This window comes from Streptomyces sp. NPDC001514 (genome assembly GCF_053597075.1).
Genome location: NZ_JBSFHO010000003.1, coordinates 260,974 through 281,226 on the forward strand (window position 1 = coordinate 260,974; position 20,253 = coordinate 281,226).

General features: G+C 71.6%; 20 protein-coding genes. 15 read left to right on the forward strand and 5 right to left on the reverse strand.

Annotated elements, in window-relative coordinates; translation table 11 throughout:
• Positions 1–18 precede the first annotated feature (18 nt).
• The 5 genes from ggt (at position 19) to ACWCXB_RS05720 (ending at position 5,620) form a co-directional block, all read left to right on the forward strand.
• On the forward strand, positions 19–1,845 hold the full coding sequence (gene ggt, locus ACWCXB_RS05700; protein WP_450719333.1) for a gamma-glutamyltransferase: 1,827 nt from the start codon (positions 19–21) through the stop codon (positions 1,843–1,845).
• A gap of 143 nt (positions 1,846–1,988) precedes the next feature.
• On the forward strand, positions 1,989–2,651 hold the full coding sequence (locus tag ACWCXB_RS05705; protein WP_450719335.1) for a hypothetical protein: 663 nt from the start codon (positions 1,989–1,991) through the stop codon (positions 2,649–2,651).
• A 94-nt stretch (positions 2,652–2,745) separates the two neighbouring features.
• Complete coding sequence (locus ACWCXB_RS05710; protein WP_450719539.1) at positions 2,746–2,976, forward strand: ferredoxin; 231 nt, start codon at positions 2,746–2,748, stop codon at positions 2,974–2,976.
• Entirely contained in the window at positions 2,966–4,360 is a 1,395-nt protein-coding gene (locus ACWCXB_RS05715) for an NAD(P)/FAD-dependent oxidoreductase (RefSeq protein ID WP_450719337.1), read from the forward strand. The genes ACWCXB_RS05710 and ACWCXB_RS05715 overlap by 11 nt, the downstream gene beginning before the upstream one ends.
• 27 nt (positions 4,361–4,387) lie before the next feature.
• Positions 4,388–5,620 (forward strand): cytochrome P450, encoded by a 1,233-nt coding sequence (locus ACWCXB_RS05720; RefSeq protein ID WP_450719339.1) that lies wholly within the window; start codon positions 4,388–4,390, stop codon positions 5,618–5,620.
• A gap of 18 nt (positions 5,621–5,638) precedes the next feature.
• Here ACWCXB_RS05720 and map read toward each other — a convergent pair whose 3' ends face one another.
• A complete protein-coding gene (gene map, locus ACWCXB_RS05725; protein WP_450719341.1) occupies positions 5,639–6,406 on the reverse strand; it encodes a type I methionyl aminopeptidase in 768 nt (255 codons plus the stop codon).
• Between the two features lie 41 nt (positions 6,407–6,447).
• Here map and ACWCXB_RS05730 point away from each other — a divergent pair, with 41 nt between their 5' ends.
• On the forward strand, positions 6,448–6,699 hold the full coding sequence (locus ACWCXB_RS05730) for a helix-turn-helix domain-containing protein (protein WP_450719343.1): 252 nt from the start codon (positions 6,448–6,450) through the stop codon (positions 6,697–6,699).
• An 86-nt stretch (positions 6,700–6,785) separates the two neighbouring features.
• Here ACWCXB_RS05730 and ACWCXB_RS05735 read toward each other — a convergent pair whose 3' ends face one another.
• A complete protein-coding gene (locus ACWCXB_RS05735) occupies positions 6,786–7,430 on the reverse strand; it encodes an NAD(P)-dependent oxidoreductase (RefSeq protein WP_450719345.1) in 645 nt (214 codons plus the stop codon).
• Between the two features lie 63 nt (positions 7,431–7,493).
• On the opposite strand from ACWCXB_RS05735, the gene ACWCXB_RS05740 reads away from it, so the two are divergent.
• The 8 genes from ACWCXB_RS05740 to ACWCXB_RS05775 all read left to right on the forward strand — a co-directional run bounded on the left by ACWCXB_RS05740 (position 7,494) and on the right by ACWCXB_RS05775 (position 16,273).
• Positions 7,494–7,886, forward strand: a complete 393-nt coding sequence (locus tag ACWCXB_RS05740; protein ID WP_450719347.1) for a winged helix-turn-helix transcriptional regulator — start codon at positions 7,494–7,496, stop codon at positions 7,884–7,886.
• 17 nt (positions 7,887–7,903) lie between these two features.
• Positions 7,904–8,293, forward strand: a complete 390-nt coding sequence (locus tag ACWCXB_RS05745; RefSeq protein ID WP_385420414.1) for a PPOX class F420-dependent oxidoreductase — start codon at positions 7,904–7,906, stop codon at positions 8,291–8,293.
• A gap of 114 nt (positions 8,294–8,407) precedes the next feature.
• Positions 8,408–9,835, forward strand: a complete 1,428-nt coding sequence (locus ACWCXB_RS05750) for a UL36 very large tegument protein (RefSeq protein ID WP_450719349.1) — start codon at positions 8,408–8,410, stop codon at positions 9,833–9,835.
• Positions 9,836–10,004: 169 nt separating this feature from the next.
• Positions 10,005–10,847: a nitrilase-related carbon-nitrogen hydrolase gene (locus ACWCXB_RS05755; RefSeq protein ID WP_450719351.1), complete on the forward strand. Its 843-nt coding sequence runs from the start codon at positions 10,005–10,007 to the stop codon at positions 10,845–10,847.
• A complete protein-coding gene (locus ACWCXB_RS05760; RefSeq protein WP_450719353.1) occupies positions 10,844–12,124 on the forward strand; it encodes an aspartate aminotransferase family protein in 1,281 nt (426 codons plus the stop codon). The genes ACWCXB_RS05755 and ACWCXB_RS05760 overlap by 4 nt, the downstream gene beginning before the upstream one ends.
• 43 nt (positions 12,125–12,167) lie before the next feature.
• Positions 12,168–13,571: a dihydropyrimidinase gene (hydA, locus tag ACWCXB_RS05765; RefSeq protein ID WP_450719355.1), complete on the forward strand. Its 1,404-nt coding sequence runs from the start codon at positions 12,168–12,170 to the stop codon at positions 13,569–13,571.
• A gap of 9 nt (positions 13,572–13,580) precedes the next feature.
• Entirely contained in the window at positions 13,581–14,579 is a 999-nt protein-coding gene (locus ACWCXB_RS05770; RefSeq protein ID WP_450719357.1) for a TIGR03842 family LLM class F420-dependent oxidoreductase, read from the forward strand.
• Positions 14,580–14,734: 155 nt separating this feature from the next.
• Complete coding sequence (locus ACWCXB_RS05775; RefSeq protein ID WP_450719359.1) at positions 14,735–16,273, forward strand: NCS1 family nucleobase:cation symporter-1; 1,539 nt, start codon at positions 14,735–14,737, stop codon at positions 16,271–16,273.
• Here ACWCXB_RS05775 and ACWCXB_RS05780 read toward each other — a convergent pair.
• From ACWCXB_RS05780 to ACWCXB_RS05790, 3 genes are read right to left on the reverse strand one after another with little or no spacing between them, the layout of a single operon-like run.
• Positions 16,260–17,231 carry a nucleotidyl transferase AbiEii/AbiGii toxin family protein gene (locus tag ACWCXB_RS05780; protein WP_450719361.1) on the reverse strand — a complete coding sequence of 324 codons (972 nt, stop codon included), beginning with the start codon at positions 17,229–17,231 and terminating at the stop codon, positions 16,260–16,262. The two genes, ACWCXB_RS05775 and ACWCXB_RS05780, sit on opposite strands and share 14 nt — an antisense overlap.
• Positions 17,228–17,878, reverse strand: coding sequence for a hypothetical protein (locus tag ACWCXB_RS05785; protein WP_450719363.1), 651 nt, complete (start codon positions 17,876–17,878; stop codon positions 17,228–17,230). Before ACWCXB_RS05785 ends, ACWCXB_RS05780 begins: the two co-directional genes overlap by 4 nt.
• 57 nt (positions 17,879–17,935) lie before the next feature.
• Entirely contained in the window at positions 17,936–18,730 is a 795-nt protein-coding gene (locus ACWCXB_RS05790; protein ID WP_450719365.1) for an SDR family NAD(P)-dependent oxidoreductase, read from the reverse strand.
• A gap of 56 nt (positions 18,731–18,786) precedes the next feature.
• Here ACWCXB_RS05790 and ACWCXB_RS05795 point away from each other — a divergent pair, with 56 nt between their 5' ends.
• On the forward strand, positions 18,787–20,214 hold the full coding sequence (locus tag ACWCXB_RS05795) for an amidase (RefSeq protein WP_450719367.1): 1,428 nt from the start codon (positions 18,787–18,789) through the stop codon (positions 20,212–20,214).
• The last annotated feature ends 39 nt before the right edge of the window (positions 20,215–20,253 follow it).

The following is a 20,253-nucleotide window of genomic DNA, read 5'->3' on the forward strand; positions in this document are numbered from 1 at the left end:
CTTCGGCTGGAGGTACGGATGCGTCGTAGTACTGCCGCTCGTCTTGTCACGATTCCCGCCGTCGCGCTGGCGGTCCTGGCGGCGGGAGGTGCGGCCGCGCCACCGGCGGCGCCGCCCGCACCGCCGAAGGAATCGGTCCCGGTCAAGGAGCCGGTGGCCGTCGGCTACGGAGGAGCGGTCGCGAGCGTCGACGCGGATGCCTCCGCGGCGGGCATCGAGGTCCTGCGGGGCGGTGGCAACGCGGTGGACGCGGCGGTGGCGACGGCCGCCGCGCTCGGGGTGACAGAGCCGTACTCCGCGGGCATCGGCGGAGGCGGCTTCTTCGTCTACTACGACGCGAAGTCGCGGAAGGTCCACACGATCGACGGCCGCGAGACCGCGCCCGGCTCGGCGGACGCGTCCCTCTTCCTGGAGAACGGCAAGCCCATACCCTTCGACGAGGGCATGACCAGCGGCCTCGGCGTCGGCACGCCCGGCACACCGGCGACCTGGGACGCGGCGCTCGACGCGTGGGGGAGCAGGCCGCTGCGGCAGCTGCTGAGGCCGGCCGAGCGGCTGGCGAAGGACGGCTTCACCGTCGACGCCACGTTCCGTTCCCAGACCCAGGCGAACGAGGCGCGCTTCCGCGACTTCCCGGCGACGGCCGAGCTGTTCCTGCCGGGCGGGCAGCTGCCGGTGGTCGGCTCCGTGTTCAAGAACCCGGGCCTCGCGCGTACGTACGAGGAGCTCGGACACAAGGGCACCGGAACCCTGTACCGGGGCGCGATCGCGCGGGACATCGTGAACACCGTGCGCAAGCCGGTCGTGCGCGAGGGCGCCACGCGGATCGTGCGGCCCGGCGACCTGACGCTGCGCGACCTGGCGGCGTACGGGACGGAGCAGCGGCGGCCCACGAAGGTGTCGTACCGGGGGCTGGACGTGTACGGCATGGGCCCGGCGTCCTCGGGCGGTACGAGCGTGGGCGAGGCGCTCAACATTCTCGAGCGGACGGATCTCTCGGGCCTCTCGCAGGCGAAGTACCTGCACCGCTTCGTCGAGGCGAGCCGGATCGCGTTCGCGGACCGCGGGCGGTGGGTCGGCGATCCGGCGTTCGAGGACGTTCCGGTGCGGGAGCTGCTGTCGCAGCGGTTCGCCGACTCGCGTGAGTGCCTGATCCGCGACGACGCCGTGCTGACGAGCCCGCTCGCTCCCGGTGACCCGCGGAACCCGGCGGCGTGCGCGAGCGGCGGTACGGCGGCACCGACGACGTACGAGGGCGAGAACACGACGCACCTGACCGCGGCCGACAAGTGGGGCAACGTCGTCGCGTACACCCTGACCATCGAGTCGACGGGCGGCAGCGGCATCACCGTGCCCGGGCGGGGCTTCCTGCTCAACAACGAGCTGACCGACTTCTCGTTCGCCCCGGCCAACCCGGCGGTCCACGACCCGAACCTGCCAGGACCGGGCAAGCGCCCCCGGTCCTCGATCTCCCCGACGATCGTTCTCGACGACCGTGACCGGCCGGTGCTCGCGCTCGGCTCGCCCGGCGGCGCGACGATCATCACCACGGTGCTCCAGACGCTGACGGGTGTCGTGGACCGCGGCCTGCCGCTGGTCGAGGCGATCGCCGCGCCGCGCGCGAGCCAGCGCAACCAGGCGACGACCGAACTCGAACCGGCGCTGTGGAACAGCCCGCTCCGTGCCGAACTGGAGGCGCTGGGCCACGCGTTCCGCCAGAACCCCGAAATCGGGGCGGCGACGGGCATCCAGCGGCTGCCGGACGGCCGCTGGCTCGCGGCGGCGGAGAAGGTGCGACGTGGCGGCGGCTCGGCGATGGTGGTGCGCCCGGCAGGCACACCGTAAGACCCGACGCCGGGAAAGGCGCCGCGGGCCGGACCGGTCGGACATCGGTTCCGGCCCGCGGCGCTGTCACCCGCACGGGCGGTCCCGGTGGCGCCGCCGGGGACGAGGCCGCTTGCTGGTGAGGGGGAGAAAGCGAGCGGCCCATGGACTCGAACGATCAGCGGATGGTGACGCCCCGGGCTGCGGGCGCGGCCGGGATCATCTTCGCTCTGCTGCTCGCGGCAGCGATCGTGCTGGTCCGGCTGGCGTTTCCCGAAGGGGCCGACAAGGCCGACGCCGGTGCGTTCGACGACCCGTCGAGCCGCGAGGCGGTGCACACGGCGCTCGGGCTCGTTCCGTTCGCCGGCATCTTCTTCCTCTGGTTCATCGGCGCCCTGCGCGCGCGGGTCGGAGACGCGGAGGACAGATTCATCGCCACCGCGTTCCTGGGCAGTGGCCTGATCTTCGTGGCCACGCTCTTCGCCGCCGCCGCTGCCGCCGGCAGCGCGCTGGCCACAGGAGCCACCACGGGCACCAACCCACCGCACGTGGGCTTCGGACGGGACTTCGCGTACACCCTGATGACGACCTATGCGATGCGGATGGCAGCCGTGTTCATCTTCACGACCTCGGCCATGGGGCATCGCCTCGCCGTCCTTCCGCGCCCGCTCACGATCCTGGGCTACCTCTGCGGTCTGACGCTGCTCCTCGCGGCGCCGGGCATCCCCTGGTCCGAACTGGTCTTCCCGTTCTGGGCCCTGATCGTCAGTGTCCACATTCTCCGGGGCGGGCTGCGGTCCCGGCCGGCCCCCGTCGCCCTTCCGTGACCGTCACTCCTTCGGTCCGCCACGGCGAGCGGGGACACGCTCGCACTCTCATGCTGACGTGGAGGAAAGACCAGTCCAGGAAGGACGGATCTCGGTGAGGCTTGTCGTCGATCTCAACCGATGCCAGGGGTACGCGCAGTGCGCGTTCCTCGCTCCCGATGTGTTCGCCATGCACGGCGAAGAGGCGCTGCTCTACAACCCGCATGCCGACGTGGAACAGCTGGAGCACGTGAAACAAGCCGCTGCCGCGTGCCCGGTCCAGGCCATTCTCATCGACGAGCTCGACGGGGACACGCCGGCGGAGGAGGCCTCACATGCACAGTGACGGATTCCTGACATGGCTCAAACGCGAAGGGCGCATCGTGATCGTCGGCGCCTCCCTCGCCGGTCTCCGGGCCGCGGAAACCCTGCGGGACGAGGGCTTCGCCGGTTCGCTCACGCTGATCGGCGACGAGCCGTACGAGCCCTACGACCGGCCCCCGCTGTCCAAGCAGGTCCTTCTGGACGTGGCGACTCCCGAACGCACCGCTCTGCCCCGGCGCCGGAAACTGGACGCGCAGTGGCGGCTGGGTGTCCCCGCCACCGGGCTGGACATGGCGGCCAAGCGGGTGCGGCTGGCCGACGGCGACGAAGTGGAGTACGACCGGCTGCTCATCGCCACCGGCGTACGCGCGCGCCCGTGGCCGAAGGAGACGGAAGCCGGGCTCGACGGCGTCTTCGTCCTGCGCACCCGCGACGACGCGACCGCGCTGCACCGACGGCTCGCGCAAGGACCCCGCCGGGTGTTCGTGATCGGCGCAGGCTTCACCGGCTCGGAGATCGCCTCCGCCTGCCGTGAGCGCGGCCTGCCCGTCACCGTCGCCGAACGCGGAGCCGCGCCGCTCGTCGGTGCGCTCGGCGGCGTCGTCGGCGAGGTCGCCGCCGAGCTGCAGCGCGAGAACGGAGTGGACCTGTGCTGCGGTGTCATGGTCACCGCCCTGGAGGGCGACTCGGCGGGACGCGTCCGAGCGGCCCACCTCTCCGACGGTTCCACCGTGGAGACCGACGTCGTGGTCGTCTCGCTCGGCGCGACGCGCAACACCGAGTGGCTCGCCGGTTCGGGCCTGGGCGCGGGGCCCCGGGGCATCGCCTGCGACGCCGGCTGCCGGGCCTTCGACATCCGGGGCATCGTCACTGACGACGTCTTCGTGGCCGGTGACGTGGCACGGTCCCCCCACCCGCTGTTCGCGTACCAGTTCCTGTCCCTGGAGCACTGGGGCAATGCCGTCAGCCAGGCCGAGACCGCGGCGCACAACATGCTCTGCGAGAGCGTGGAGCGCCGTCCCCACATCTGGGTCCCGGCCTTCTGGTCCTCGCAGTTCGGCGTGAACATCAAATCGGTCGGCGTGCCGTCCATGGGCACGGAGATCCTCATCTCACAGGGCTCGCTCGCCGAGCGCAGATTCGTCGGTGTGTACGGGTTCCAGGACCGCGTCATCGGCGCCGTCACCTTCGACCAGGCGCGGTGGCTGCCGTTCTACGAGCGGCTGATCGAGGCCACGGCGCCGTTCCCGCCGCAGTTCCCGACCGTGGACCGCCGTACCGAGGGCATGCGACCCGTGCCGGCCGACTTCCCCGACCCGTCGGTGCCCACCCACGCACCGACCGTCACCCTCAGCGGCTATTCGCCGTCCGACCGGCGGATCACCTTCACACCCGGCCGGCACTGACGCCGTGCGCGACCCCAAGGACTGGTCATGACCCAGGACAGTCTGCTGCGGCAGATCCTCGACTACGGCAACCGTCACAACCCCTACCCGCTGTACGCGGAGCTCCGCAGGACCCCGGTCCACAGCGAGGGCGACGGCGCCTATGTGGTGAGCACCTACCACGAGATCCTGAGCCTGCTGCACGACCCGCGGGTCAGCTCCGACCCCCACAATCTGGCCGTGCCCGGGGGCCCGGGGTTCGACGAGCAGAATGATTCGAGCCTGCCGCCCAGCTTCATCCGGCTCGACCCCCCGGAGCACGACAGGCTGCGCCGGATGACGAACACGTCGTTCGGACCGCCCCACAAGCCGCGCCGCGTCCACGAGATGCGCGACGAACTGGGGGAGATCGTCTCCGGGCTCATCGAGGGCATCGGGAACACGGACCGGATCGATCTGGTGGAGCAGTTCTCGTACCCGTTCCCGGTGACCGTGATCTGCCGGCTGCTCGGTGTGCCGCGCGAGGACGAGTCACGCTTCCACACCTGGGCGGACACCCTGGCCGCCAGCCTGGACCCGATGCCAGGGCAGGACCCGACCGAGCGGAACAAGATCACTCAGCAGGCCCGGACGGAACTCGGCATGTATCTGGCCGGCCTCATCGAGGAACGCCGCAAGAACCCCAGGGACGACATGCTCTCCGAACTGGCCACGCTCCACGGTCCGGACGGATCCATGTCGACCATGGAGCTGCTGAGCACCTCGGCCCTGCTGCTGATCGCCGGCCACGAGACCACGGTCAATCTGATCACCAACGGGATGCTGACGCTCCTGCGCAACCCGGACGTGCTCCAGCGGCTGCGCGAGAACCCGAAGCTGGCGGTCCCCGTCGTGGAGGAGCTGCTGCGCTTCGAGCCGCCGGTGCAGCTGGTGCCGAACCGCACCACGCTCACGGACATCGACGTCGACGGCGTCACCATCCCCAAGGGCGCGTCACTGTGGCTCGTCGTGGCCGCCGGCAACCGCGACCCGAAGCGCTTCGAGAACCCCGACCGCTTCGACCCGGACCGCACGGACATCCAGCACCTGGGCTTCGGCAGCGGCGTCCACAGCTGCTTCGGTGCGCCGCTCGCCAGGCTGGAGGCTCAGCTCGCGCTGAGCGAGCTGGCCCGCAGGCTCGTGAACCCCCGGCTGCTGGAGGACCCGCCCGAGTACCGGCAGAACGCGGTCCTGCGCGGCCCCCGCCATCTGCCCATCGCCTGCGACGACATCCGGGCGTGAGCGCCCGGCGCCGAGTGCTCAGAGGGCGGTCAGAATGCGCGGGCCCTCGTCCGTGATCGCCACGGTGTGCTCCGCATGGGACGCCCGTGAGCCGTCCGACGTACGGAGCGTCCAGCCGTCGCGATCGGTGTAGTAGCCGTCGCCGCCGCCTCCGATCAGCATCGGCTCGATCGCGAGGACCATCCCGTGGCGCAGCGGCATTCCGCGGCCCGGGCGGCCTTCGTTCGGAACGCTCGGGTCCTCGTGCATCGTGCGGCCCACGCCATGGCCGCCGAAGCCGGACGGGATGCCGTACCCCGCAGCCCGGCAGACCCGGCCGATCGCATGGGCAATGTCCCCGATGCGGTTGCCGACGACCGCGGCGGCGATGCCGGCTTCCAGGGCCTCGTAGGCCGTGTCGACGAGGCGGACGTCCGCGGAGCGGGGGCGCCCGACGGTGAAGCTGATGGCCGAGTCACCGACCCAGCCGCCCAGGACCGCGCCGCAGTCGATGCTCACGAGGTCGCCGTCGCGAAGCCGGTGACCGTCCGGGATGCCGTGCACGATCGCGTCGTTGACGGACGTGCAGACGACGGCGGGGAAGGGGATGGGGGCCCAGTCCGGCCGGTAGCCCAGGAAGGGCGAGCCCGCGCCGGCCTCGCGCAGAACGGTCCGGGCGGTCTCGTCCAGGGCCCGGAGTGTGACACCCACGGCCGCCGCGTCCCGTACCGCCGCAAGGGCTTGTGCGACGACCCGGCCGGCGGCCCGCATGGCGTCCAGGGATGTGTCTGTCTTGATCTCCACCATACCAATTACTATACCGGTCGAGGCGGTATTACAATAACGGCATGGTTCGTACGCCCCTGACCCCCGAAGAGCGTGAACGCGGCGAGCGGCTCGGCCGGTTGCTCCGCGAGGCGCGCGGTCCCCGCAGCATGGTGGAGGTCGCGGCGGCCGCCGGGCTCTCCGCCGAGACCCTCCGCAAGATCGAGACGGGCCGCGCCCCGACCCCGGCCTTCTTCACCGTGGCCGCGCTGGCCGGGACGCTCGGCCTGTCCATGGACGACCTCGTGACGCGCTGCGCGCTCGTGCCCCTGTGAACGCGTGATCTCGTAGCCGCATAGCCGCATAGCTGCGTCGCCGCGCAGCACCGCAGCCGCGCAGCCGTGCGCGCGTCACCGCGTGCCTACGCGGCGACCGCCAACTGCACCCGGCTGTGGCGCGGCGACTCGATCTCGTCCAGCAGTGCGATCGCCAGATCCGCGTGCGAGATACGGCCCGGACCGTCCGGCACCGTGCCGATCGCCGTCCGGTAGCCCCCGGTCCGCGGGGCCTCGGCGTCGAGCTGCATGGGCGGCACGACCATCAGCCAGTCCAGTGCCGCCGGATCCGCCGTGGACAGCACCTCGAACTCGGCGACATGGCCCTGCGAGAACGCCCGGTACTCCGCCGGGAAGTCCGGCGCGTCCATGATCCGTACGCCGGACGAGGCCTCCAGCGTCGTCGCGATGCCCAGCACCAGCAGGCGCCGGACGCCTGCCTCGCCCAGGCCCGCGACCAGGGCCTTCGCCGTCGCGGTGAAGTATGCGTCGGACGGGATGTCCAGCCGCGCCGATGCGTTGATCGCGGCGTCGTGGCCGGCCGCGAGTGCCGCCACCGACGCCGCATCGGTCGCGTCGCCCCGTACGACCGTGATGCCGTCTCCGCCCAGGGCCGGGTACTTCGCGGGGTCACGCACCACCGCCGTCACCCGGTGGCCGCGCGCGACCGCCTCCGTCACGGCCGCCCGGCCGACCCGTCCACCTGCTCCGAAGATGATGATGTCGCTCATGGCCCGGACGGTAGAACGGACATGCCTGGTTACTTCAACGGTACTGGGCTAGCGTCTGAGGACATGTCCCTCACCCGCGAGCCCCTGCGTGCCGACATGTTCCCCGGGGCCGACTGCTTCGCCGAGCCCGGTTCGCGGCCGTTCCGGGTGGGCGACAAATGGTCCGCATGGGTGCTGCGCTGCCTGGAGGACGGGCCGCGCCGCTTCTCCGAACTGCGCGTACCGCTCCACTGGATCACCCCCAAGGTGCTCACCGAGACCCTGCGGTCGATGGAGCGCAACGGCTTCCTCGCGAGGACCGCGTACGACGAGAACCCTCCGCGCGTCGAATACGAACTCACCGCGCTCGGCCGCTCGCTGCTCGGCCCGCTCGACACCGCCTGCGCCTGGACACGGGCCCATGCGGCCGCGCTGGCGGAGGCGAGGGCGGCCTTCGATTCCCACTCGGCCCGGTGAGGCGTAGTCTCGCGCCCGTGGATCTCCAGGAGCTCGACCGCGCGAAATACATCAGCCTCACCACGTTCCGGAAGGACGGGACGGGCGTCGCGACGCCCGTGTGGTTCGCCGTCGAGGGCCGTGAGCTGTACGTCTGGACCCGCTCCGACTCGTGGAAGGTCAAGCGGCTGCGCAGGGACGGCCGTGTCACCGTGGCCGCGTGCGATGTGCGCGGACGGGTCGCGGAGGGCGCCGAGGCCGTGGAGGGAACGGCGCGGCTGCTGGACGACGCGGACCTGAAGAAGGTCCGGAAGCTCCTGGCCCGTAAGTACACCTGGCAGTTCTGGCTCGTCGACCGGCCCGCCGCCGTCGTACGCCTCGGCAGGCGCCCGCACACGGGCATCGCAGTGGCGCTCGGCCCGTGTTGAGCCTTCCGCTCCGCCCCCGAAAACTCCGCGTAGCCGTCCCGTAACACGGTTGAGGTCGAATGCCTGCCAACCGGGTGCGGAGGGCAGGCGGAGATGGTGGTGCATCAACTCCCCGTGGAAGTAGGGGTTTTCGCGCGATATCTGAGGCAGCTGGCCGAGCGCCTCGACCGGGGCGGCGGCTGGTACGGCGTCTTCTGGCAGCGCGACCCCGACGGACTGGCCGCCTGTCTGCAGGGCGCGGAGATCCCGCCCTGGGACGTGGTGGAGTCGCTCCTCCAGGACCTCCCGGCCGACGGCGGCGAGACGGTGCGCGCCCGGGCCCTGCACTCGGCCGCGGCCGCCGCGCACGACCGGCTGTCCGGGGGGCCGGAGGCCCTCCAGGAGCGCCTGGAGCTGATGCGCCGCGAGCAGGCGTACGCGGAGGACCGCGCCCAGGAACTCCTGCACCGGCTGGCCGCCCTGCCCGAGGGCACCGCCGAGTACCAGCACCTCGCCCACGAACTGTCCTGGACGAACGACGACCACACCCGTGCGACGGCTCGCTGTGCGGAGCTGTCGGCCCGCCTCGCGGCCCTGGCGCCGGCCGCCGCGGCGGGGGAGTGGGCCGACGGGGCGCCGCACGCCCCGGGCGGCCGGACCGGCGAAGGGCCGGGCGGGCGGCCTGCGTCGGCTCTGCCCGCCGCATGGTTCCGGCTGGATGGCGCAGACGAAGGTGCTCCGGCGGCGTCCCCGGTCGGGGCCCCCGCGGTCGCGCACGGCCCTTCTGACGACGGCCGTGGCGGAGAGCGGAAGCGGCCAGGAAGGAAGCGGCGGCCGCGAGGGGCCCGGTACGCGTGGCTGGACGAGGGCGGCGACGGGGACGAGGGCGAGGGCGAGGCCGTCGGCGTCCCCGGACTGCCCGTTGCCGAAGAGCGGCCGAGGGGGGCGCGGTTCGGCGGGGGCGAGGACCAGCAGGAGGTGCCGCCCCAGCGTGTCGCACGCGGGCGCCCGGGAGCGGAGGCGGCGGGCGCCGAGTCGCGCCGCGCCGCCGCCGAGACCGTCGTCGCCCTCGTGCAGCTGCGCGCGGAGGGGCGGGGCGGCGAGGCGCATGCCGTGCTGTGCGAAGCCGCGGCCCGCCCCGCCGCCTGGCTGCCGGTGCTGGCGTCGGAGCTGCACCGGGCGGGTCTCGGAGCCGACTGGGCCACGCTGCTCTGGGAGGCCGCGTCGCTGCCGCCCGGGCAGCTCGCCGCCGCCGCGGGGGCGCTCGCGGCGGCCGGGAGGACCGAGGACTGCGGGCATCTGCTGCGCCAGGGCGTCGCCCGCCCCGCCGCCGAGATCGCCGACGCCGTGCTCGCCCTCGGTGAGGCCGGCGACCGCAGTGAGGCGGAGGCCCTGCTCACCGCCTTCGTCCGGGCCCGTAGTCCGGAGGATGCCGCACAGCTCGCGGCCCCCGACCCCCGCAGGCTCGTACCGCAACTGCTCCTCGCCGCCCGCGCCGTGTCGCCCGAGCGGGAGCGCGATCTGGTGCACGCCCTGCGCGTCGCAGGGATCATCAACGGTTGAAAAAGTACGGTATACGCTGATTGTCGACCGCACAGGTGTGAAACATGATCGACACTGCGGGTTGACGACGATGGTCTTGCCCCAGTGTGTGACGGGGCTTACTTTCTCCTCCTACGCATCGTGTCTACGTGCGTAGAGGCTCTCTGACGTCCTGTCGAAGGAGCAGCTCATGACCAACGTCGTACGCGCCGCACTCGTCCAGGCGACCTGGACGGGCGACACCGAATCCATGATCGCCAAGCATGAGGAGCACGCCCGCGAGGCGGCCCGGCAGGGCGCCAAGGTCATCGGATTCCAGGAGGTCTTCAACGCGCCGTACTTCTGCCAGGTGCAGGAGCCGGAGCACTACCGCTGGGCCGAGCCCGTCCCGGACGGCCCCACGGTCCTGCGCATGCGCGACCTCGCCCGGGAGACCGGCATGGTGATCGTCGTCCCCGTCTTCGAGGTCGAGGGCTCCGGCTTCTACTACAACACCGCCGCGGTCATCGACGCCGACGGCACCTATCTCGGCAAGTACCGCAAGCACCACATCCCGCAGGTCAAGGGGTTCTGGGAGAAGTACTACTTCAAGCCGGGCAACGCCGGCTGGCCCGTCTTCGACACCGCCGTCGGCAAGGTCGGCGTATACATCTGCTACGACCGCCACTTCCCCGAGGGCTGGCGCCAGCTCGGCCTCAACGGCGCCCAGTTGGTGTACAACCCGTCAGCCACCTCGCGCGGCCTCTCGGCCTACCTCTGGCAGCTGGAGCAGCCCGCGGCCGCCGTCGCCAACGAGTACTTCATCGCCGCGATCAACCGCGTCGGCCAGGAGGAGTACGGCGACAACGACTTCTACGGCACCAGCTACTTCGTCGACCCGCGCGGCCAGTTCGTCGGCGACGTCGCCAGCGACAAGGAGGAGGAACTGATCGTCAGAGACCTCGACTTCGGGCTCATCGAGCAGGTCCGCCAGCAGTGGGCGTTCTACCGCGACCGCAGGCCCGACGCCTACGAGGGGCTGATGCAGCCGTGAGCGACCTGTACGACCGGCACCGGGCCGTCATCCCCGACTGGGTCGCCCTCTACTACCAGCAGCCCGTCGAGATCACCCACGGCGAGGGCCGCCACGTCTGGGACGCGGCCGGCAACCGCTACCTCGACTTCTTCGGCGGCATCCTCACCACCATGACCGCCCATGCGCTTCCCGAGGTCACCAAGGCGGTGAGCGAACAGGCCGGGCGGATCATCCACTCCTCCACGCTCTACCTCAACCGCCCCATGGTCGAGCTCGCCGAGCGCGTCGCCGCCCTCTCCGGAATCCCCGACGCCCGCGTCTTCTTCACCACCTCCGGCACCGAGGCCAATGACACCGCCCTGCTCCTTGCCACCGCGTACCGCAGGTCGGGGCAGATCCTCGCGATGCGCAACAGCTACCACGGCCGCTCCTTCTCGGCCGTCTCCATCACCGGCAACCGCTCCTGGTCCCCGACCGGGCTGTCCCCGCTGCAGACGCTGTACGTGCACGGCGGCGTCCGCACCCGGGGGCCGTACGCCCAGCTGTCCGACGCGCAGTTCATCGAGGCCTGCGTCGCCGACCTGGAGGACCTGCTCGGCCAAACCCACGACGTCGCCGCGCTGATCGCCGAGCCCATCCAGGGCGTCGGCGGCTTCACCTCCCCGCCCGACGGGCTGTACGCCGCGTTCCGCGAGGTACTGAACCGGCACGGCATCCTGTGGATCTCCGACGAGGTGCAGACCGGCTGGGGCAGGACCGGCGACCACTTCTGGGGCTGGCAGGCCCACGCCGCGAGCGGCCCGCCGGACATCCTCACCTTCGCCAAGGGCATCGGCAACGGCATGTCCGTCGGCGGAGTCGTCGCCCGCGCCGAGGTCATGAACTGCATCGACGCCAACTCCATCTCCACCTTCGGCGGCTCGCCCGTCACCATGGCGGCCGGCCTCGCGAACCTCACGTACCTCCTCGAACACGACCTGCAGGGCAACGCGCGCCGCGTCGGCGGACTCCTGATCGAGCGGCTGCGGGCCATCGCCGCCGCCGTCCCGGCCGTCCGCGAAGTGCGCGGCCGCGGACTGATGATCGGCGTGGAGCTCGTCAAGCCCGGCACGGACGAGGCGAGCCCGGCAGCCGCGACCGCCGTACTGGAAGCGGCCCGCGAAGGCGGCCTGCTCATCGGCAAGGGCGGCGCACACAACACCAGCGTGCTGCGGATCGCACCGCCGCTGTCGCTCACCGTCGCGGAGGCCGAGGAAGGGGCCGCGATCCTCGAACGGGCCCTGCGCAGCGTCTAGTCCGTCCCATGCGTTCGTCCCATGCGAGGGAGACCGGGAAACCATGAGCAACCGCACCCTGATCCGCGGCGGACTCGTCATCACCGCCGCCGACGAGATCCACGCCGACGTCCTCATCGAGGACGGACGCGTCGCCGCCCTCGCGGCGCACGGCTCCACGGCGGCCGAGAGCTGGACCGCCGACCGCACCATCGACGCCACCGGGAAGTACGTCATCCCGGGCGGCGTCGACGGCCACACGCACATGGAGCTGCCGTTCGGCGGCACGTTCGCCTCCGACACCTTCGAGACCGGTACCCGGGCCGCCGCCTGGGGCGGCACCACCACCATCGTGGACTTCGCCGTCCAGTCGGTCGGCCACGGCCTGCGCGAAGGACTCGACGCCTGGTACGCGAAGGCCGACGGCAACTGCGCCGTCGACTACGCATTCCACATGATCCTCTCCGACGTCAACGAGTCGTCGCTCAAGGAGATGGACCTGCTCGTCGAGGAGGGCGTCACCTCCTTCAAGCTCTTCATGGCCTACCCCGGCGTCTTCTACAGCGACGACGGACAGATCCTGCGGGCCATGCAGCGCGGCACCGGCAACGGCGGGCTGATCATGATGCACGCCGAGAACGGCATCGCGATCGACGTCCTCGTCGAACAGGCCCTGGCCCGCGGCGAGACCGACCCCCGCTACCACGGCGAAGTACGGAAGGCGCTGCTGGAGGCCGAGGCCACGCACCGGGCCATCCAGCTCGCCCGCGTCGCCGGTGCCCCGCTGTACGTCGTCCACGTCTCCGCCGAGGAGGCCGTCGCCGAGCTCGCCGCCGCCCGTGACAAGGGGCTCAACGTCTTCGGCGAGACCTGCCCGCAGTACCTCTTCCTCTCCACCGACAATCTCGCCGAGCCCGATTTCGAGGGCGCGAAGTACGTGTGCAGTACGCCGCTGAGGCCCAAGGAGCACCAGGCGGCGCTCTGGCGAGGGCTGCGCACCAACGACCTCCAGGTCGTCTCCACCGACCACTGCCCCTTCTGCTTCGTCGGCCAGAAGGAGCTCGGCCGGGGCGACTTCTCCAAGATCCCCAACGGGCTGCCGGGCGTGGAGAACCGCATGGACCTGCTCCACCAGGCGGTGCTCGACGGACACATCAGCAGGCGGAGGTGGATCGAGATCGCCTGCGCCACGCCCGCCCGGATGTTCGGGCTCTACCCGAAGAAGGGCACGATCGCGCCCGGTGCCGACGCCGACGTCGTCATCTACGACCCGGGCGCCTCGCAGATCCTGTCGGCCGAGACCCACCACATGAACGTCGACTACTCGGCCTACGAGGGCAAACGGATCACCGGACAGGTCGAAACCGTCCTCTCGCGCGGCGAAGTCGTCATCGACCAGCGGGAGTTCACCGGCCGGGCCGGACACGGCGTGTACACCCCCCGCTCCACCTGTCAGTACCTGAACTAGGAGGTCCCGGTGGACTTCGGACTCGTCCTGCAGACAGACCCGCCCGCCTCGGCGGTCGTCGGCCTGATGCGGCGCGCGGAACGCAACGGCTTCCGGTACGGCTGGACCTTCGACTCGGTGGTGCTCTGGCAGGAGCCCTTCGTCATCTACAGCCAGATCCTGGAACACACCCAGAAGATGCACGTCGGCCCCATGGTCACCAACCCCGGCACCAGGACGTGGGAGGTCACCGCGTCGACCTTCGCCACGCTCAACGACATGTACGGCAACCGGACGGTGTGCGGCATCGGGCGCGGCGACTCCGCGATGCGCGTCGCCGGCCGCAAGCCCAACACCCTGGCCCGTCTGGGCGAGGCCATCCCCGTCATCCGCGACCTCGCCGAGGGCCGGGAGGCCGTCGTCGACGGACAGCCGGTGCGGATCCCCTGGGTGCGGGGCGGAAAGCTGCCGGTGTGGATGGCGGCGTACGGCCCGAAGGCGCTGGCCCTCGCCGGGCAGAAGGCCGACGGGTTCATCCTGCAGCTCGCCGATCTCTACCTCACCGAATGGATGGTGAAGGCGGTGCGCGACGCGGCGGCAGATGCCGGGCGCGACCCGGACTCGATCACGATCTGCGTCGCGGCGCCCGCGTACGTCGGCGACGACCTGGCGTACGCACGGGACCAGTGCCGCTGGTTCGGCGGGATGGTCGGCAACCACGTCGCCGATCTCGTCGCCCGGTACGGCGAGCACTCGGACATGGTGCCCGAGGCGCTCACCGCGTACATCAAGGAACGGCACGGGTACGACTACAGCCACCACGGGCGCGCCGGGAACCCGTCGACGGACTTCGTGCCCGACGAGATCGTGGACCGCTTCTGTCTGCTCGGGCCCGCGTCCGCGCACATCGAGAAGCTGAAGGCGCTGCGCGAGCTGGGCGTGGACCAGTTCGCGGTGTACGCGATGCACGACGCGAAGGAAGCGACGATCGACGCGTACGGGGAGCACGTCATCCCTGCGCTGGGCTGACCCCGTGAGGGCTTCGCCCCAGGCCCCGCGTGCCCTTCGGGCGGGCTTCGAAGTGCACCGGTTCCGTCCGGTCGACCTGCGTGTCCGTCCTTGAACGCCGGACGGGCTCCACCGGAGCCCGTCCGCACACGCAACCCCACCGAAAGGGTCCGCCCATGACCGGCACCGCCGCCATACCTCCGACCCCCACCCCTCCCCACACGCCCCGCCTCGACGGACGCGTCGAACTCGCACCCGACGCCGTCCCCGACGACAGCCGGTTCGTGAACGCCGATCTGCTTCCCGTCCCCGTCGCCCGCCGCCACTGGACGACGTACAACTTCGCCGCGCTCTGGGTCGGCATGGCCCACAACATCCCGTCCTGGCTGCTCGCCTCCGGGCTCGTCGCGCTCGGCATGGACTGGAAGCAGGCCGTCTTCACGATCGCGCTGGCCAATGTGATCGTGCTGCTGCCGATGCTGCTCACCGGGCATGCGGGGCCGAAATACGGCATTCCCTTCCCGGTGCTCGCCCGCGCCTCCTTCGGGCTGCGCGGGGCCAACCTCCCGGCGCTGATCAGGGCCGGCGTGGCCTGCGCCTGGTTCGGTATCCAGACATGGATCGGCGGGCAGGGGATCTTCGTCCTGCTCGGCAAGATCTTCGGCGGCTGGACCGGCGCGGCGGAGGTCGGTGGCCAGCCGTGGACGCTCTGGCTCTGCTTCGTGCTCTTCTGGGCACTCGAACTGGCCATCATCTACCGGGGGATGGAGACCCTGCGGCGGTTCGAGAACTGGGCGGCGCCGTTCGTCATCGTCGGCGCGCTGGTGCTGCTCGTGTGGATCGCGGTCAAGGCGGGCGGTTTCGGACCGCTGCTCGACCAGCCGTCCGAACTGGGCTGGGGCGCCGACTTCTGGACCGTCTTCTTCCCCTCCCTCATGGGCATGATCGCCTTCTGGTCCACGCTCTCGCTGAACATCCCGGACTTCACCCGCTTCGGCGCAGGCCAGCGCGCCCAGGTCTGGGGCCAGACGCTCGGGCTGCCGACGACCATGACGCTGTTCGCCCTGCTGTCCGTGCTTGTCACCTCCGGATCCCAGGCGGTGTACGGGGCGCCGATCTGGGACCCGGTCCAGCTCGCCGCCAAGACCGACAACGTCTTCGGGCTGCTGTTCGCCCTCGTGACCGTGCTGATCGCGACGATCTCGGTGAACATCGCGGCGAACGTCGTCTCGCCCGCGTACGACCTCGCGAACCTCGCTCCGCGCTTCATCAACTTCCGTACGGGCGCACTGATCACGGGGGTCGTCGGCGTCCTCATGATGCCGTGGAGGCTGACCGAGACCCCCGAGCTCTACATCTTCACCTGGCTGGGTCTGGTCGGCGGGCTCCTCGGCACGGTCGCGGGCATCCTCATCGCCGACTACTGGATCGTCCGCCGCACCCGCCTCCAGCTGGCGGACCTCTACCGGCCGGGTGGCCGCTACTGGTACGCGTCCGGCTGGAACTGGCGGGCGCTGGCCGCTTTTGCGGTCGGCGGGATTCTGGCCGTGGGCGGCTCCCACTCCCAGCCGGGCAAGGGGCCCTTCCCGGAGGACGGGCTGATCCCCTTCCTGAAGCCGCTCGCGGACTACGGCTGGGCGGTGGGGCTCGCGGCGGCGCTGCTGCTGTACACGCTGCTGATGCTGCCCGAGCGCAGAGCTGTCACCGACCGCTGAACACCGGCCCGAGCGCCCGGACCAGCCGCTCCCGCAGCTGGTCCGGGTCCCCGGGGCAGCCCTCTCGGTCCACCTGCCAGCCGCGTACGGTTTCAGGCCCCAAGCCGGGGGCGTGTGAACCGAGGACCCTGCGCAGCAGCCGCCGGGTGAGCCGCGTCTCCGGGCACTCGGCCAGCAGCACCGCGTCGTACAGGTCCTTGCCGCCGCCGATACCCTCCTCCGCGCAGTCGGTGCAGAGCCACAACAGCTTCCAGGCCAGGGACAGTTCGCGGCCGGCGGTACGCACCGGCGTGGGCGGGCCACCGTCGCCGCGCGGGACAGCCGTCCACACCGGGGCGTCGTGAAGGGTCTCGTCGAGCGCGAAGTCGATCTGGATCTCACCCTGTGGCCCACCGGCCCCGGCCCCCGAGACCCGCCACGGGAGGAACATCCGCATACCGGGTGACCCGTAGTCCCAGGAGTACTCGTTCAGGGTGCCGTAGCCCCAGAGCCCGTCCTCCCGCACACCGTCGGCGTCGAGAGTGACACCGCCCGGCGCGACCGGGCTGCTGCGGACCGCCTCGACCAGCTCGTCCGCCGGTGAGGGCGCACCGTCGAAGCATTCGGCGTCCACCCAGCGCAGCCCCTCGGGTGGGAGCACCGGTCGCGTCCCGTACGTCGAGAACTCCTCCTCGCCCCATATCTCGTAGCGCGCAGCACCGTCCACGGCCTCGGGCCACTGCTGCACCGTCTCGACGTCGTCGACGTACGGATACGGGCTCAGCGGATCCGGGAACGAGACAGGGCCGGGCGCGTGCACGATCCAGTCCAGATCGCCGGGCTCGCGTGCCGCGGGTCCGAGCCAGGCCTGCAACGGCATGCTGCCGCGCAGCACCAGTCCCTCGCCCCACGGCGCATCGGCGATCAGCCGCAGCACATGGTCGAGAGCTGCCTTCCGCAGCGACTCCACGCCCGTCATCGACCCGCGCCGACGATCCAGCCGGCGTCGACCGACGGACGGTCGTCGTGGACGACGAACTCCTCCTCCACCTCCACGTACCGGAAACCGGCGGCCGAGAGAGCGGCGAGGAGTCCGTCGAGACTGCGGCGCGCCTCGGAGCGGCCGACACCGTGGCAGCGCTGCGTGACGAACCGCTCGTGCCGGCCGTGCCGGAGCCCACGGCGGGCGTTGCGGGAGACATGGGCGTCGTGCGCCTCCGCCACGGCCCGGACCGCCGCGATCGCTTCACCGTCGTCCAGCAGCAGCTTCACATGGTGCTCGAAGCCGCAGTGCGACGGGAGCTGCCGGGCCTCGGCCGCGGTGCGTGGCACGTCCTCGTTCCACGGAGCCGCCTCGATCTTGGTGCGTATCACCGGGAAGCCCGCCTCACCCAGCTGCCGGGCCGTGCGGTGTGCGGCGGCCAGCTGACCGCCGAGTCCGCCGCTGCCCCTGCCGGTGAGCATCGGCTGGTCGGGGGTTGCACCCCGGTCGAGGACGATGCGGGTCAGCTTCAGACCGTGGTCGGCGGCCCACGTGCCGAGCCGCTCGTCCTCGACCGGCGTCCGGGGCGGGCGCACGGTCAGATGCGTCTCGAAGTCGCCGGTGAATTCCCGTACTGCGAACATGCGGCCGACCGTAGCAAGGGTGTCTGACAGTCCCGCCTGCCCGGCGGGACGAAGCGGTCAGCGGCTGTCGCGCTGGGCCTCCACGATGCGGCGGAGCGTGCGCTCGGCGCCGCTCGCGCGGCGCTGGACGCGTTCGGAGAAGCCCGGGAACTGGCCGCCGATCGCGGTGAGGACCTTCATCTCGACGGGGGCGACGTTGATTTCGGCGCGGTCGCGTTCGATGGCGCGCACGACACCCGCGACGACCTGGCGGGGCGAGACCGTACGCAGGCCGGCCGGGGCCTCGGCGCCCGTCGCCGCGAACATGCCCGCGTCGCGTACGAAACCGGGCTGGACGAGGGAGACCCCGACGCCGTGCTCGTGGAGGTCCTGGCGCAGCGAGAGCGCGAAGCCCCGCAGCCCGAACTTGGTGGCGTCGTAGAGAGCGGAGTACTTGGTCGCCGTCTTGCCGGACATCGAGCCGACGAAGGCCAGATGGCCGCGGCGCGCCTCGACCATGGCGGGGGCGAGCAGACGGGCCAGCATGGCGGGCGCGCGAAGGTTGACCGCGAGGGAGCGGTCGATCTGGTCCGGCGTGTAGTCGAGGAGTTCGCCGCTGGAGGGCAGGGCGGCGTTCGCGACGAGGATCTCGGTGCCGGCCGCCTCGTGAGCGAGTCGTTCGACATCGTCGGGGTCGGCCAGATCGGCGACGATGCCCCGGGCGTCGTAGCGTGCCACGAGAGGTTCGAGGGCCTCGGCGCGTCGCCCCGTGAGGATCAACTTTGCGCCGCGCGCGGCGAGTTCGGCGGCCAGGGCCGCGCCGATGCCACCGGTGACACCGGTGAGCAGAACGGTTGATCCGGTGATGCGCATCTGGTTACCCTCCAGTTCTGTTCGTTCGAACGAACAATAAGGAGCACAGGGTGGGCATGTCCACAGCAGATTTCTCGGGACTGGCCGAACAGGCAAGGAAGTTGAGGGAGGGCCAGATCACCGCGCGAGAGCTCGTAGCCGCGTCGCTCGAGCGCATCGAGGCGAGCCGACCGGTGCTCAACGCCTTCCGGCACGTACGCACCGAGGCCGCGCTCGCCGAGGCCGAGGCCGCCGACCGGCGGCTCGCCGCGGGGGAGCAACTGCCTTTGCTCGGCGTCCCCCTCGCCGTCAAGGACGACACCGATGTGGCCGGGCTGCCCACGCTGTTCGGCTGCCGGGGCGACCTCGCCCCGGCCCCCGCCGACGGTGAATCCGTACGACGGCTGCGCGCGGCCGGGGCCGTCATCGTGGGCAAGACCAACGCCTGCGAGCTGGGCCAGTGGCCGTTCACCGAGGGACCCGCCTTCGGAGCCACCCGCAACCCCTGGTCACCCGGACACACCCCCGGCGGCTCGTCCGGCGGCTCGGCGGCCGCGGTCGCCGCCGGGCTCGTACCTGCCGCGCTCGGCTCCGACGGAGCCGGCTCCATCCGGATCCCCGCCGCCTGGACCCATCTCGTCGGCATCAAACCCCAGCGCGGCCGGGTCTCGCTCCACCCGCATCTCGACGCGTTCCAGGGCCTCGCCGTCAACGGCCCCCTGGCCCGCACCGTCGCCGACGCCGCCCTGCTCCTCGACGTCGTCCAGGGCGCGCATCCCGAGGACCTCCACCGGCCCGATGCCATCGACGCCTCCGCCGCCGCCCGCCGCGACCCCGGCCGACTGCGCATCGCCCTCGCCTGGCGGCCCCCGCTCACCCTCACCGGAGCCAGACCCCACCCGGACGTGCGCCGCGCCGTGACCGAGCTCGCCGAGGCACTCGCCCGCCTCGGCCACCACGTCGAAGAGGCCAGGCCCCGCTACGGCCTCATCGGACTCGGCTTCGTCCCCCGCGGCACGGCGGGCGTCGCCGAGATCGCCGCCCTGCACCCCGAGCCAGGCCTGCTCGACCCACGCACGCGCACCGCCATGCGGAACGGCCGGCTCCTCGGCGGCAGGATCGTGCGTGCCGCTCGTGCCCGCGAGGCCCGCCAGCACCGTCGCATCGGCGCCATCTTCGACACGTACGACGTCGTCCTCACCCCGACCACGGCGGCGCCCCCGCCCGCCATCGGCACCTTCGACGGGCTCAGCACCTGGCGCACCAACGCCATCATGGCAGCGGCCTGTCCGTACGCCTGGCCGTGGAACGTCCTCGGCTGGCCCGGCGTGAACGTCCCCGCCGGGTTCACCGCCGACGGACTGCCCGTCGGCGCGCAGCTCCTCGGGCCCGCGGGCGGTGAGGAGCGGCTGATCTCCCTGGCCGCCCAGCTCGAGGCCGACCGCCGCTGGTACGAGAAGTGCCCCGACCCCCTGATCACCTGGAGCGCGCCGGTGGAACAATGACGCGCATGTCCAGCGAGCCCGCCGCGCCCGTCATATCCC